Below are 15,034 nucleotides of genomic sequence, written 5' to 3'. Positions count from 1 at the left end.
CGCCAAAATACTTGGTGATCGCCGCCGTCAGCGACGTCTTGCCATGGTCGACGTGACCAATCGTGCCAATGTTCACATGAGGCTTTGTGCGCTCGAATTTACCTTTTGCCATGTGATCTCTCCATTCCTGCCAGCCCGTGCGGGCCTTGAATTAAGTTACTGGTGCAACTCGTTTCGAGTTACGCGTATTTCTTCTGGACTTCCTGGGCGACCGCGGTCGGGACCGGTTCGTAATGGTCGAACTGCATCGTGTAGGCCGCGCGGCCCTGGCTCATCGAGCGAAGGTTGTCCACGTATTTGAACATGTTGGCGAGCGGCACCATCGCGTTGATCACCACCGCGACGCCACGGGCTTCCTGGCCCTGGATCTGGCCGCGACGGCCGTTCAGGTCGCCGATAACGCTGCCGACGTAATCTTCCGGCGTCACCACTTCGACCTTCATGATCGGCTCGAGCAACTGCACGCCAAGCTTGGGGGCTGCTTCACGGAAGCAGGCGCGGCCGGCGATTTCGAAGGCCAGAACCGACGAGTCCACGTCGTGGTAGGCGCCATCGATCAGCGTCGCCTTGACGCCGATCATCGGGAAGCCGGCGAACGGGCCCGAGGTCATGACGCTGTTGATGCCCTTTTCGACGCCGGGGATGTATTCCTTCGGCACAGCGCCGCCGACGATCTTGGTTTCGAACTCGAATTCGCTGCTTTCCGGATTCGGCTCGAACAGGATCTTGACGCGGGCGAACTGGCCGGTACCGCCGGTCTGCTTCTTGTGCGTGTAGTCCTGCTCGTGCTTGCGGGTGATCGTCTCGCGATAGGCCACCTGCGGCGCGCCGACATTGGCCTCGACCTTGAACTCGCGGCGCATGCGGTCGACGATGATGTCGAGGTGAAGTTCGCCCATGCCGGAGATGATCGTCTGGCCGCTTTCCTCGTCGGTCTTGACGCGGAAGGACGGATCCTCGGCGGCCAGGCGGTGAAGGGCGAGGCCCATCTTTTCCTGGTCGTTCTTGGTCTTCGGCTCGATGGCGATCTGGATAACCGGATCGGGGAATTCCATGCGCTCGAGGATGACCGGATGCAGCGGATCACTGAGCGTGTCGCCGGTGGTGGTGTCCTTGAGACCAGCGAGGGCGACGATGTCGCCGGCAAAAGCCTCTTCGACGTCGGCGCGCGAATTAGCATGCATCTGCAACATGCGGCCGATGCGCTCTTTCTTGCCCTTCACGGTGTTGTCGACCGAGATGCCCTTGGTGAGCTTGCCCGAATAGATGCGGGCAAAGGTGAGCGAACCGACGAACGGGTCGTTCATGATCTTGAAGGCAAGCATCGACAGCGGCTCGTTGTCGTCGGCATGACGCTCGATCTCGGCGTCGGTCTTGGCGTCGACGCCCTTGATGGCCGGGACATCGGCCGGCGACGGCAGATATTCGACGACGGCGTCGAGCAGCGGCTGCACGCCCTTGTTCTTGAAGGCCGAGCCGCAGAACATCGGATAGAACTTCACCGCGATCGTGCCCTTGCGAATGAGCGCACGGATCTCGTCGTTGCTCGGCATCTTGCCTTCGAGGTAATTCTCGAGCGCCGTCTCGTCCATTTCGACGGCGGCCTCGATCATCTTCTCGCGGTATTCTTCGGCACGGGCCTTGAGGTCGGCAGGGATCTCGACGATGTCCCAGGCTGCGCCCAGCGTCTCGTCGCGCCAGACCAGCGCGTTCATCTCGACGAGGTCGACGACACCCTTGAACTCGGTCTCGGCGCCGATCGGCAGCTGCATGACGACGGCATGCGCACCGAGGCGCGAACCGATCATCTCGACCGAGCGGTAAAAGTCGGCGCCGATCTTGTCCATCTTGTTGCAGAAGATCATGCGCGGCACGCGATACTTGTCGGCCTGGCGCCAGACGGTCTCCGTCTGCGGCTCGACACCGGCATTGGCATCGAGCAGCGCGATGGCGCCGTCGAGCACGCGCAGCGAACGCTCGACCTCGATGGTGAAGTCGACGTGGCCGGGGGTGTCGATGATGTTGAAGCGATACATCTTGCCGTCGCGACCCTTCCAGAAGGTCGTGGTGGCGGCCGACGTGATGGTGATGCCGCGCTCCTGCTCCTGCTCCATCCAATCCATGGTCGCAGCGCCGTCGTGGACTTCGCCGATCTTGTGCGACTTGCCCGTGTAATAGAGGACGCGCTCGGTGGTCGTCGTCTTGCCGGCGTCGATATGCGCCATGATACCGAAATTGCGGTAGTCTTCGATTTTATATTCGCGGGCCATGGGAGGTGCCTCTTCAGTCTCGTTCGCGCTTTACCAGCGGTAGTGCGCGAAAGCGCGGTTGGCTTCTGCCATCTTGTGGGTGTCTTCACGCTTCTTGACGGCGGTGCCGCGGTTGTTGGCCGCGTCCATCAGCTCGCCGGAGAGGCGGTCGACCATGGTGGTCTCGTTGCGGTTGCGGGCGGCGGCTATCAGCCAGCGGATGGCCAATGCCTGACGGCGCTCGGGGCGCACGTCGACCGGAACCTGGTAGGTGGCGCCGCCGACGCGGCGCGAACGCACTTCCACATGCGGCGCTACATTGTCGAGCGCCTGATGGAAGACGGTGACCGGCTCCTGCTTGGTCTTGGACTGGACCTGGTCGAGCGCGCCGTAGACGATGGTCTCGGCAACCGACTTCTTGCCGTCATACATGACGGCGTTCATGAACTTGGTGACGATCAGATCGCCGAACTTCGGGTCCGGATTGATCTCACGCTTTTCTGCACTGTGACGACGGGACATTTTTTCTCTGCCTCAATTCTACGCGGTGGCCTGGATCCCGGATCGTCGCTTGACGCCGCCCGGAACGACCTCGGCTACGCTTCGGTCACTTCGGACGCTTGGCGCCGTATTTCGAACGGCGCTGCTTGCGGTTCTTCACGCCTTGCGTGTCGAGCACGCCGCGGATGATGTGGTAACGGACGCCCGGAAGATCCTTGACGCGACCGCCGCGGATCATCACCACCGAGTGCTCCTGAAGGTTGTGGCCTTCGCCGGGGATGTAACCGATCACTTCAAAACCATTGGTCAGGCGGATCTTGGCCACCTTGCGCAGCGCCGAGTTCGGCTTCTTCGGCGTCGTGGTGTAGACGCGCGTGCAGACGCCCCGCTTCTGCGGGTTCTGCTGCATGGCCGGGACCTTGTTGCGCTTCACCGGCGCAATGCGCGGTTTGCGGATCAGCTGGTTGACGGTAGGCATTAAACCCTCTTGTCTCTCAATTCCGTGTCTTGCCCGGTCAGGGCCGCTCAAAGCGTCATTTCCATACGCAAATTCGGGCCACAAACCGCGCCTCGCGGTCTTGCCCGAACAAATGGCAGAGGAAGCGGAAGCCGCTTCATGCACGCCGGAAATGTCTTTTCGCTCGTAAAACGAACCCTGTTTGAGGCAAACTCCAAAGCGTGTCGCTTCGGAAGCAAGAGCCTCACATCGGTTCTGACTGGGCGGCTTCTACTCGTATGGTCACCGTCCGTCAACCCCGGAGCGGCAAATATTGCGCTGAACCCGAGGCTTGGCAGCCATGCGAAAAACGCATGTAATTTTCTTGCGGCGTTTTTCAAGAGGAAGGCAGAATGTGACCGGCTTGCGGCTGTTTCCGGGCCGTACTTCGTGCGAAAAGGCGGCATGAATAGCCAAAACCCCCTCGCCCGGAGGTACGAACCCGTGAATGACAATGAGGAGCGCCCGGTCACCATTATTACCGGCCGGGTGTGGAAGCGCAAAGGCGGCAAGCCGGAAGGCGTGCATGTGATGCTGGTCGCGCCGGACGACGATTCGGCGGTGCGCCGCGCTCTCGAATCGCTTGCCGCGGAAGGTTATGCCGAGGCCGAGCTCGATCAGATCGGCGACCTGGACGGCGTGCCCGACGAGGAGCCGCATCTGTCCGCATATCAGGGCGCGCTCGAGGGCGAAGTGTCGATCGTAACGTTCGATGTGCCTATCTGAAGAGATCTGAATCGCGGTCGATCTCACGAGCCGGCGACAAAAGCCCGGCGACTTGCCCGGCACAAGTTCTCTGCTAAGAAGCGACCTCTGGCAAAACCAAGCACACTCAACCTGCGGAGCTCCCATGTCCTCTAATCCCATCAAGCTCGGCATCGTCGGTGTGGGGAAGATCGTCCGCGACCAGCACCTGCCGGCCTTGGCGAAGGACCAGGATTATCGCCTGGTCGCCGCAGCGAGCCGCCACGGCAAAGTCGAAGACATCCCGAATTTTCCGACGATCGAAGCGATGCTCGACGCGATGCCGGAGCTCGAGGCGGTGTCGCTGTGCATGCCGCCGCAGTTTCGCTATGACGCCGCACGCACGGCGCTGGTGGCGAAAAAGCATGTCTTCCTGGAAAAGCCGCCCGGCGCCACGGTCAGCGAGGTCGAAGACCTGAAGGCGCTGGCGGCAGCGAACGGCGTCTGCCTGTTCGCCAGCTGGCATTCACGCTATGCGCCGGCTGTCGAAGCTGCGCGTACATTCCTCGGCTCGACCACGATCAGGTCGGTCGCCATCAACTGGAAGGAAGACGTGCGCCGCTGGCATCCGAATCAGGAATGGATCTGGGCTCCCGGCGGCTTTGGCGTGTTCGATCCCGGCATCAACGCGCTGTCGATCGCCACCCACATCCTGCCGCCGATGTTCATCAGTTCGGCAGTGCTCGATTTCCCCGAAAACCGCGCAGCCCCGATCGCCGCCCATATCGCCTTCCGCACTTTGAACGGTCTGCCGGTGACGATGGAACTCGACTGGCGCCAGACCGGCCCGCAAAGCTGGGACATTCTGGCCGATACCGAGGCCGGATCGATGGTACTTTCTGGCGGCGGCTCAAAGCTGGCTGTCGATGGCCGCGTCGTTCACGAGGAGCCGGAAGCAGAGTACCCGATGCTCTACAAGCGATTCGCCGAGATCGTGCGCGCCGGCACCTCCGACGTCGACCTCGCGCCACTGCAGCACGTCGCCGATGCCTTCATGTTGGGCAAGCGCAATATGGTCGATGCGTTTTTCGATTGACACTGACGCCGGTAGGGCGACCTTGAAAGTTCCGGATCATCTTGGCTTGCGGTCCGGGAATTCTCCCGGACGAGGCGCAGAAGCAACGGGAGCCGTCCGGTGTCCTTGTTCAAGTTCGCTCATGACATCTTGAACCACCACCTCGAGATCGGCCTGCCCCCAGCCAAGCTCGGTGATTTCTCCATATCGCATGAAATTTGAACGGTCGAACCCGCCTTCAATGTCATTGTACGAAATCACGCTCCGGCCGATCAAACCTACGACCCAGATGCGATGATCACTCCCAGCAGGAGAGTGATGCAGCCATTCTTCTGGATCGATCTTGATCAGCTCCCAAAGTCTTCGCTGCCCAAAGCTCATGCGATCTCGGCCAGCGTTGATCAATTCCCAGATGGTTGCCTCGTTCAATTGACCATTCCTTCAAAAGCCCGCCGCCGGTAGCAGCTTCAGTCGACGATCGCTATTGCAAAGCCGTCATAGCCCTTGGCGCCAACAGTCTGGATCGCGGTGCCTTCCAGACGCTTGTCGCTGCCGATGAACGAGAACGCCGCGCGTGCCCCTTCGACATTGGCGTCGCGGCCATCTTCATTCACCACCGCGCCGTCACGGATGACATTGTCGCAGACGATGACGGTCCCCGGCCTCGAAAGACGCATCGCCCAGGACAGATAGTGCGGGTTGTTCGGCTTGTCGGCGTCGATGAAGATGAAGTCGAACGGCCCGGCATTCTCGGCGCCTAACGCCTCAAGCGATTGAAGCGCCGGTCCGACCCGCAGTTCCACCCGGTCCGACACCCCTGCACGTTCAAAATTCGACCGCGCGACGCTGGCGTGGTGCGGATCAAGCTCGAGCGTCACGACCTTGCCGTCCACGGGCAACGCTCGCGCCATCCAGATTGTCGAGTAGCCGCCCAACGTGCCGATTTCGAGTACCTTCTTCGCTCCCTGCATTCGCGCAAGAAGTGACAGCAGCTTGCCCTGTGCCGGCGAAACGTCGATCGGCGGCAGGCCCTGATCATGGTTGGCCGCCAGAACGGCATCGAGGGCAGCATCCGCCTCGAAAAGAGCCTCGACAATATAGTCGTCGACAGAAGCCCAGGTCTTCCTGCTCATCGTTTTCTTCTCCGATCCGATTGGGAGAGCCAAAATGCGAAAAGGGGCCACTTGGGCCCCTTTTCTATCTTCATCTTTCTTGCGCGCTTACTGTGCGGCGGAAGCCATGTCGGTCAGCATCGGCTCGGCGACCTCGACGCCGGACGCCTTGCGGCGCTCGTCGATGATCAACTCGTCGCGCGAGGTGGCGATGCGCCGGATCTGGCTCATCGTACCGCCGGTACCGGCCGGGATCAGCCGGCCGACGATGACGTTTTCCTTCAGCCCCTGCAGCATGTCGGTCTTGCCGGCAACCGCAGCTTCGGTCAGCACCCTCGTCGTCTCCTGGAAGGAGGCGGCCGAGATGAAGGACGGCGTCTGCAGCGAGGCTTTGGTGATGCCAAGCAGCACCGGCTGGCCTTCGGCCGGCTTCTTGCCTTCCTCGACCAGGCGCTCATTGACCTCTTCCAGCTCGATCACGTCGACGTGGTCGCCCGGAATGTAGGTCGAATCGCCCTGCGTGGTGATCTCGACCTTCTGCAGCATCTGGCGAACGATCACCTCGATGTGCTTGTCGTTGATCGACACGCCCTGCAGGCGGTAGACCTCCTGGATTTCGTTGACGAGGTAGGAGGCAAGCGCCTCCACGCCCTTGATCGCCAGGATGTCGTGCGGCGCCGGATTGCCGTCGAGGATATAGTCGCCCTTCTCGATGACGTCGCCGTCCTGGAGATGGAACGGCTTGCCCTTCGGGATCAGGTATTCGACCGGCTCAAGCGTCGAGTCATGCGGCTCGATGATGATACGGCGCTTGTTCTTGTAGTCGCGGCCGAAGCGGATCGTGCCATCGATCTCGGCGATGATAGCGTGATCCTTCGGACGGCGTGCCTCGAACAGTTCGGCCACACGCGGCAGACCGCCGGTGATGTCCTTGGTCTTGGCGCTTTCCATCGGAATACGCGCCAGCACGTCGCCGGGGCGAACCTGTGCGCCCGGCTCGACCGAAAGAATGGCCTCGACCGAGAGCAGGAAGCGGGCGTCGCCGCCCTTCGACAGCTTGCCGACCTTGCCCTTGGCATCCTGGACGACGATCGCCGGCTTGAGGTCGTTGCCGCGTGGCGTCGAACGCCAGTCGATGACCTCGCGCTTGGTGATGCCGGTCGATTCGTCGGCGGTTTCCTGAACGGAAATGCCATCGACCAGATCCTCGAATGCCACCCTGCCCTCGATTTCGGTGAGGATCGGGCGGGTATAAGGATCCCACTCGGCGATACGCTGGCCGCGCTTCACCTTGTCGCCATCGTCGACGAAGATGCGCGAACCGTAGGTGACGCGGTGCGTGGCGCGTTCCTTGCCGGCTTCGTCGAGGATCAGCACCGCCATGTTGCGGCCCATGACCATCAGCTGGCCGTCGGAGTTGCGCACCACGTTGCGGTTGCGGATCTCGACCTTGCCCTCGTACGAGGCTTCAAGGAACGAGGAATCCACCACCTGCGCCGTGCCGCCCATGTGGAAGGTACGCATGGTGAGCTGGGTGCCCGGCTCGCCGATCGACTGCGCCGCGATGACGCCGACAGCCTCGCCCTGGTTGACGGGCGTGCCGCGGGCCAGATCGCGTCCGTAGCAGACCGCGCAGACGCCGACCCTGACCTCGCAGGTCAGCGCCGAACGGATGCGGACCGACTGCACGCCGGCCTTTTCGATCTGTTCCACGTCACGCTCGTCCATCAGCGTTCCGGCCTTGACCAGAACCTCGCCGGTGACCGGGTGGGTGATGTCGTCGAGCGAGGTGCGGCCGAGAACGCGCTGGCCAACCGAGGCGACGACCTGACCGGCATCGACGATCGGCTGCATGGTGAGGCCCTTGTCGGTGCCGCAGTCGAGTGAGTTGACGATGCAGTCCTGCGCCACGTCGACGAGACGACGCGTCAGGTAACCCGAGTTCGCCGTCTTCAAGGCGGTGTCGGCCAGACCCTTGCGGGCGCCGTGGGTCGAGTTGAAGTACTCGAGCACGGTGAGGCCTTCCTTGAAGTTCGAGATGATCGGCGTCTCGATGATTTCACCGCTAGGCTTGGCCATCAGGCCGCGCATGCCGGCGAGCTGGCGCATCTGGGTGGGCGAGCCGCGCGCACCGGAGTGCGACATCATGTAGATCGAGTTCATCGGCTTCTGACGGCCGTTGTCCTCGAACTCGACCGCCTTGATGCGGGCCATCATTTCGTCGGCGACCTTTTCCGAGCACTTAGCCCAGGCGTCGACGACCTTGTTGTACTTCTCGCCCTGCGTGATCAGGCCGTCATTGTACTGCTGCTCGTACTCCTTGGCCAAAGCCTCGGTGTCGGACACCAGCTTGATCTTGGCGTCCGGGATCAGCATGTCGTCCTTGCCGAACGAAATGCCGGCACGGCAGGCGTGGCTGAAGCCGAGAGCCATGATGCGATCGCAGAAAATGACCGTCTCCTTCTGACCGCAATGGCGGTAGACGGTGTCAATCATCTTGGAGATGTTCTTCTTGGTCATCTCCTGGTTGGCGGTCTCGTAGGGCACGTTGTGGTTCTTCGGCAGAAGCTCGCCAATAATCATGCGGCCAGGCGTGGTGTCGTAGATCTTCGACACGACCTTGCCGTCGGCGTCGACCGTGCGGAAGCGTCCCTTGATCTTGGCGTGCAGCGTCACCGCCTTGGTCTCCAGCGCGTGCTGGAGCTCGCCCATGTCGGCAAACACCATGCCCTCGCCCGGCTCGTTCTGGTTGACGATCGAGAGATAGTAGAGACCGAGAACCATGTCCTGCGACGGCACGATGATCGGCGCGCCGGAAGCCGGGTGCAGGATGTTGTTGGTCGACATCATCAGCACGCGGGCTTCGAGCTGCGCTTCCAGCGACAGCGGCACGTGGACCGCCATCTGGTCGCCGTCGAAGTCGGCGTTGAAGGCCGTGCAGACCAGCGGGTGAAGCTGGATCGCCTTGCCTTCGATCAGGATCGGCTCGAACGCCTGGATACCGAGGCGGTGCAGCGTCGGTGCGCGGTTCAAAAGCACCGGATGCTCGCGGATGACCTCGTCGAGGATATCCCAGACCTCCGGACGCTCCTTCTCGACCAGCTTCTTCGCCTGCTTGACGGTCGAGGAGTAGCCCTTGGCGTCGAGACGGGCGTAGATGAAGGGCTTGAACAGTTCGAGCGCCATCTTCTTCGGCAGGCCGCACTGGTGCAGCTTGAGCTCCGGACCGGTGACGATGACCGAGCGGCCGGAATAGTCGACGCGCTTGCCGAGCAGGTTCTGACGGAACCGGCCCTGCTTGCCCTTCAGCATGTCGGACAGCGACTTCAGCGGACGCTTGTTGGCGCCGGTGATGACGCGGCCGCGACGGCCGTTGTCGAACAGCGCATCGACGGCTTCCTGCAGCATGCGCTTTTCATTACGCACGATGATGCCGGGCGCGCGCAGCTCGATCAGCCGCTTCAAGCGGTTGTTACGGTTGATGACGCGGCGATAGAGGTCGTTCAGATCCGACGTGGCGAAACGGCCGCCGTCCAGCGGGACAAGCGGACGCAGGTCCGGCGGGATCACCGGAACCACCTTCATGATCATCCATTCCGGACGGTTGCCGGATTCCATGAAGTTCTCGACGACCTTGAGCCGCTTCAGGTACTTCTTCTGCTTGATCTCGGAGGTGGTCGAAGCCAGCTCCGAACGCAAATCGCCGGCGATCTTCTCGAGGTCCATGCCGGCCAGAAGGTCGTGGATCGCCTCGGCGCCGATCATGGCGGTGAACGAATCCTCGCCATACTCGTCGACGGCCATCATGTACTCTTCCTCGCTGAGCAGCTGGTGCTCCTTCAGCGCGGTGAGGCCGGGTTCGGTGACGATGTAGTTCTCGAAGTAGAGAACCCGCTCGATGTCCTTCAGCGTCATGTCGAGCAGCGTGCCGATGCGCGACGGCAGCGACTTCAGGAACCAGATGTGGGCGACCGGTGCTGCCAGCTCGATATGGCCCATGCGCTCGCGGCGGACGCGCGACAGCGTGACTTCGACGCCGCACTTCTCGCAGATGACGCCCTTGTACTTCATGCGCTTGTACTTGCCGCACAGGCACTCATAGTCCTTGATCGGACCAAAAATGCGCGCGCAGAACAGGCCGTCACGCTCCGGCTTGAAGGTGCGGTAGTTGATGGTCTCCGGCTTCTTGATCTCGCCGAACGACCAGGACAGAATCTTCTCAGGGCTGGCAAGCGAGATCCGGATGGAATCGAACACCTGCGCGGGCGCCTGGGGGTTGAAGAGATTCATGACCTCTTGGTTCATGCCGTTCTCCTTTTCGGGGTCCTCGAAAACCCCTTGCATCTAGCGCGGGCCAAACGCCCGCCGACTTGATCGGCCATCGGCCGAAGAATTTGGGTGCGCCCCGGTCGCGAGAGCCCTCTCCCGCGACCGAGCGTCTTGCTTATTCGGCCGCGTCGGGCAGCCGGATCGGGTTGTCGTCGAGCTTGGTGTTCTCCAGCTCGACATTGAGGCCGAGAGACCGCATTTCCTTGACGAGAACGTTGAAGCTCTCGGGGATGCCGGCCTCGAAGGTGTCGTCGCCCCTGACGATCGCCTCGTAGACCTTGGTGCGGCCGGCGACGTCGTCCGACTTCACCGTCAGCATCTCCTGCAGCGTGTAGGCGGCGCCGTACGCTTCGAGCGCCCAGACCTCCATCTCGCCGAAGCGCTGGCCACCGAACTGCGCCTTGCCGCCCAGCGGCTGCTGGGTAACGAGCGAGTACGGACCGATCGAACGCGCGTGGATCTTGTCGTCCACAAGGTGGTGAAGCTTGAGCATATATATGTAGCCCATCGTCACTTTGCGATCGAACGGTTCGCCGGTGCGTCCGTCATAGAGCTGCGACTGACCGCTGGTATGCAGGCCCGCCTGCTCCAGCATGATGTTGATGTCGGCCTCGTGCGCGCCGTCGAACACCGGTGTCGCGATTGAGACGCCGCGGCGCATCTGCTCGCTGAGGCGAACGATGCTCTCGTCGTCGTATTCGCGGACCGGCTCGTTGCGGTCGTTGGCCGGCATGAAGCTCTCGAGCGTCTTGCGCAGCGGCTTGATGTCGCCCGCCGTCTTGTACGCGTCGATCAGATCGCCGATCTTCCTGCCCATTCCGGCGCAGGCCCAGCCCAGATGCGTTTCCAGGATCTGGCCGACATTCATGCGCGACGGCACACCCAGCGGGTTGAGCACGATATCGGCATGCGTGCCGTCCTCGAGGAAAGGCATGTCCTCGACCGGAACGATCCGCGACACGACACCCTTGTTGCCGTGCCGGCCGGCCATCTTGTCGCCGGGCTGCATCTTGCGCTTCACGGCCACGAAGACCTTGACCATCTTCATGACGCCCGGAGGCATTTCGTCGCCGCGCTGCACCTTCTCGACCTTGTCCATGAAGCGCTGCTCGAGCGCCTTCTTGGAATCGTCGTACTGGCCACGCAGGGCTTCCAGTTCGCTCTGGAGCTTTTCGTTCTCCACGGCAAACTGCCACCACTGCGAACGCGGATACTCGTCGAGCGTGTCCTTCGACAGCTTCGAGCCCTTCTTGAAGCCCTTCGGCCCGGCAATCGCTTCCTTGCCGACGAGAACGTCGGAAAGACGCGAATAGACGTTGCGGTCCAGGATCGCCTGCTCGTCGTCGCGGTCCTTGGCGAGGCGTTCGATCTCCTCACGCTCGATCGCCATGGCGCGCTCGTCCTTCTCGACGCCGTGGCGGTTGAAGACACGCACTTCGACGACGGTGCCGAAGGTTCCCGGAGGCATGCGCATCGAGGTGTCGCGCACGTCCGAGGCCTTTTCACCGAAGATGGCGCGCAGCAGCTTTTCTTCCGGCGTCATCGGGCTTTCGCCCTTCGGCGTGATCTTGCCGACCAGGATGTCGCCCGGCTGCACTTCCGCACCGATGTAGACGATGCCGGCCTCATCGAGGTTCTTCAGCGCTTCTTCCGAGACGTTCGGGATGTCGCGCGTGATCTCCTCCGGGCCGAGCTTGGTGTCGCGGGCCATGACTTCGAACTCCTCGATGTGGATCGAGGTGAAGACGTCGTCGGCGACGATGCGCTCGGACAAGAGGATGGAATCCTCGTAGTTGTAGCCGTTCCACGGCATGAACGCGACCAGCACGTTGCGGCCGAGGGCCAGATCGCCGAGCTCGGTCGACGGGCCGTCGGCAATGATGTCGCCCTTGTTGACCCGGTCGCCCATGCGCACCAGCGGACGCTGGTTGATGCAGGTGTTCTGGTTCGAACGCTGGAACTTCATCAGCCGGTAGATGTCGACGCCGGACTTGCCGGGATCGAGATCTTCCGTGGCGCGGATGACGATACGCGTCGCGTCCACCTGGTCGACGATGCCGCCGCGGCGGGCGCCGATGGCGGCGCCCGAGTCACGGGCGACGATCGGCTCCATGCCGGTGCCGACGAACGGCGCTTCGGCGCGCACCAGCGGCACGGCCTGACGCTGCATGTTCGAGCCCATCAGCGCACGGTTGGCGTCGTCGTTCTCGAGGAACGGGATCAGGGCCGCGGCCACCGACACCATCTGCTTCGGCGACACGTCCATCAGATCGACGTTTTCGCGCGGCGCCATCATCACTTCGCCGGCGTTACGGCAAATGACGAATTCGTCGACGAAATGACCATTCTTGTCGAGCTCGGCATTAGCCTGCGCGACGTGGTGCTTGGCCTCTTCCATTGCCGAGAGGTAAACGACCTCATTGGTCAGCTTGCCGTTGACGATCTTGCGGTACGGGCTCTCGATGAAGCCGTATTTGTTGACGCGCGCGAAGGTCGCAAGCGAGTTGATCAGGCCGATATTCGGGCCTTCCGGCGTCTCGATCGGGCAGATGCGGCCGTAATGCGTCGGGTGCACGTCGCGCACTTCGAAACCGGCACGCTCGCGGGTCAGACCGCCCGGTCCAAGCGCCGAAAGACGGCGCTTGTGGGTGATCTCCGACAACGGGTTGGTCTGATCCATGAACTGCGACAGCTGCGAGGAACCGAAGAACTCGCGCACGGCGGCGGCTGCCGGCTTGGCGTTGATCAGGTCCTGCGGCATCACCGTGTCGATCTCGATCGAGGACATGCGTTCCTTGATCGCGCGCTCCATACGCAGCAGGCCGACGCGGTATTGGTTCTCCATCAGCTCGCCAACCGAGCGCACGCGGCGATTGCCGAGATTGTCGATATCGTCGATTTCGCCCTTGCCGTCGCGCAGTTCGACCAGCGTCTTGACCACGGCCAGGATGTCGTCCTTGCGCAGCACACGCACGGTATCCTCGGCCTTGAGCTCGAGGCGCATGTTCATCTTGACGCGGCCGACGGCCGACAGATCATAGCGCTCGCTGTCGAAGAACAGCGAGTTGAACATGGCTTCGGCGGTTTCGAGCGTCGGCGGCTCGCCGGGGCGCATCACGCGGTAGATATCGAACAATGCGTCCTGGCGGCTCTCGTTCTTGTCGACGTTGAGCGTGTTGCGGATATACGCGCCGACATTGACGTGGTCGATGTCGAGGACCTTGATCTCGTCCTCGCCGGTGCCGAGCAGCACTTTCAGCGTCTTTTCGTCGATCTCGTCGCCGGCTTCGAGGAAGATCTCGCCGGTCGCGTAGTTGACGATATCCTCGGCAAGATAGTTGCCGAGCAGATCCTCGTCGGTCGCCTTGATCGCCTTGAGACCCTTCTCGCCAAGCGCCCTGGCCTGGCGGGCGGTGATCTTCTTGCCGGCCTCGACGACGACTTCGCCGGTGTCGGCATCGACCAGGTCACCAACGGCCTTGAGGCCGCGGAAACGCTCGACGTTGAACGGGATGCGCCAGTGGTCGCCGGCGCGCTTGTAGATGATCTTGTTGTAGAAGGTCGACAGGATCTCTTCGCCGTCCATGCCGAGCGCCATCAGCAGCGACGTCACCGGAATCTTGCGGCGGCGATCGATGCGGGCATGCACGACGTCCTTGCTATCGAACTCGATGTCGAGCCACGAACCGCGATAGGGAATGACCCGCGCGGCAAACAGAAGCTTGCCGGACGAGTGCGACTTGCCCTTGTCATGGTCGAAGAAGACGCCTGGCGAACGGTGCATCTGCGAGACGATGACGCGCTCGGTGCCGTTGACGATGAAGGTGCCGTTCAACGTCATGAGCGGCATGTCGCCCATGTAGACGTCCTGCTCCTTGATGTCCTTGATCGACTTCGCGCCGGTATCCTCGTCGATATCGAACACGATGAGGCGCAGCGTCACCTTGAGCGGCGCCGCATAGGTCAGGTCGCGCTGACGGCATTCGTCAACGTCGAATTTCGGTCCCTCGAACTCATATTTCACGAATTCCAGCATCGAGGAGCCGGAAAAATCTGAAATCGGGAAGACCGACTTGAAAACTGCCTGCAGCCCCTCGTCAGGACGCCCACCCTTGGGCTCCTCCACCATCAGGAACTGGTCATAGGATGCCTTCTGAACCTCGATCAGGTTCGGCATCTCCGCAACTTCCGGGATCTTTCCGAAAAACTTGCGTACGCGTCTGCGGCCATTGAAAGTCTGGGTCTGGGCCATCGTCGCTCCTTAGCTCAATTCTCGGGACGAACCTCGCCGCGGCTCGCCTTGCATCTCGGGCCACCTTGGTGGCCCTGTCTTGTTGCCCGCCGCCTGTCGGCGGCTTCTTGTCTCTTCACCCGCCGCCAATTGGCGGTGGGCCAGAAACGGGAGAAAACCCGTTTCCTGAAGGCCGGTTTGCGGCCCTCAGGAAAGAGGTTTTCGCACTCTTCGCGTTACGCAGCCTCCCTTCGACGCGAAAGGAGTGGCGGGCGGGGCCCCCCCCGCACCCCGCGGCGCCCACAGAAAATAATAAAAACATGTCGCCGGCGGCTAACTCCTAGGCCGAGCAACAGT

The 15,034-nt window shown here is 62.1% G+C and carries 10 protein-coding genes; 2 read left to right on the top strand and 8 right to left on the bottom strand.

What is annotated here, in order from left to right; translation table 11 throughout:
- From NKI95_RS32935 to rpsL, 4 genes are all read right to left on the bottom strand, one after another.
- A partial coding sequence (locus NKI95_RS32935; protein WP_156465080.1) for a GTP-binding protein occupies window positions 1-112 on the bottom strand: 112 nt, incomplete at its 3' end.
- Between the two features lie 67 nt (window positions 113-179).
- Window positions 180-2,270, bottom strand: a complete 2,091-nt coding sequence (gene fusA / locus NKI95_RS32930) for an elongation factor G (protein WP_254817148.1) — start codon at window positions 2,268-2,270, stop codon at window positions 180-182.
- 30 nt (window positions 2,271-2,300) lie between these two features.
- Window positions 2,301-2,771: a 30S ribosomal protein S7 gene (gene rpsG, locus NKI95_RS32925; RefSeq protein ID WP_008875664.1), complete on the bottom strand. Its 471-nt coding sequence runs from the start codon at window positions 2,769-2,771 to the stop codon at window positions 2,301-2,303.
- 85 nt (window positions 2,772-2,856) lie between these two features.
- Window positions 2,857-3,228: a 30S ribosomal protein S12 gene (rpsL, locus tag NKI95_RS32920; RefSeq protein WP_006333356.1), complete on the bottom strand. Its 372-nt coding sequence runs from the start codon at window positions 3,226-3,228 to the stop codon at window positions 2,857-2,859.
- A gap of 462 nt (window positions 3,229-3,690) precedes the next feature.
- Between rpsL and NKI95_RS32915 the strand changes: the two genes are divergently transcribed.
- On the top strand, window positions 3,691-3,972 hold the full coding sequence (locus NKI95_RS32915; RefSeq protein ID WP_254817147.1) for a transcriptional regulator: 282 nt from the start codon (window positions 3,691-3,693) through the stop codon (window positions 3,970-3,972).
- 124 nt (window positions 3,973-4,096) lie between these two features.
- On the top strand, window positions 4,097-5,026 hold the full coding sequence (locus NKI95_RS32910) for a Gfo/Idh/MocA family protein (RefSeq protein WP_352722010.1): 930 nt from the start codon (window positions 4,097-4,099) through the stop codon (window positions 5,024-5,026).
- A gap of 36 nt (window positions 5,027-5,062) precedes the next feature.
- On the opposite strand, the gene NKI95_RS32905 is transcribed toward NKI95_RS32910, so the two are convergent.
- From NKI95_RS32905 to rpoB, 4 genes are all read right to left on the bottom strand, one after another.
- Window positions 5,063-5,434: a hypothetical protein gene (locus NKI95_RS32905; RefSeq protein WP_352722009.1), complete on the bottom strand. Its 372-nt coding sequence runs from the start codon at window positions 5,432-5,434 to the stop codon at window positions 5,063-5,065.
- Between the two features lie 38 nt (window positions 5,435-5,472).
- On the bottom strand, window positions 5,473-6,138 hold the full coding sequence (locus tag NKI95_RS32900) for an O-methyltransferase (RefSeq protein ID WP_352722008.1): 666 nt from the start codon (window positions 6,136-6,138) through the stop codon (window positions 5,473-5,475).
- An 87-nt stretch (window positions 6,139-6,225) separates the two neighbouring features.
- A complete protein-coding gene (rpoC, locus tag NKI95_RS32895) occupies window positions 6,226-10,422 on the bottom strand; it encodes a DNA-directed RNA polymerase subunit beta' (protein ID WP_352722006.1) in 4,197 nt (1,398 codons plus the stop codon).
- A gap of 139 nt (window positions 10,423-10,561) precedes the next feature.
- Window positions 10,562-14,698 carry a DNA-directed RNA polymerase subunit beta gene (gene rpoB, locus NKI95_RS32890; protein ID WP_292662592.1) on the bottom strand — a complete coding sequence of 1,379 codons (4,137 nt, stop codon included), beginning with the start codon at window positions 14,696-14,698 and terminating at the stop codon, window positions 10,562-10,564.
- Between the last annotated feature and the right edge of the window lie 336 nt (window positions 14,699-15,034).

The sequence above is a fragment of the Mesorhizobium sp. M0306 genome (genome assembly GCF_040321655.1).
Taxonomy (GTDB): Bacteria; Pseudomonadota; Alphaproteobacteria; order Rhizobiales; family Rhizobiaceae; genus Mesorhizobium.
The sequence above is the reverse complement of the archived record's forward strand: the minus strand, read 5'-3'. Positions and strand labels throughout refer to the sequence as shown.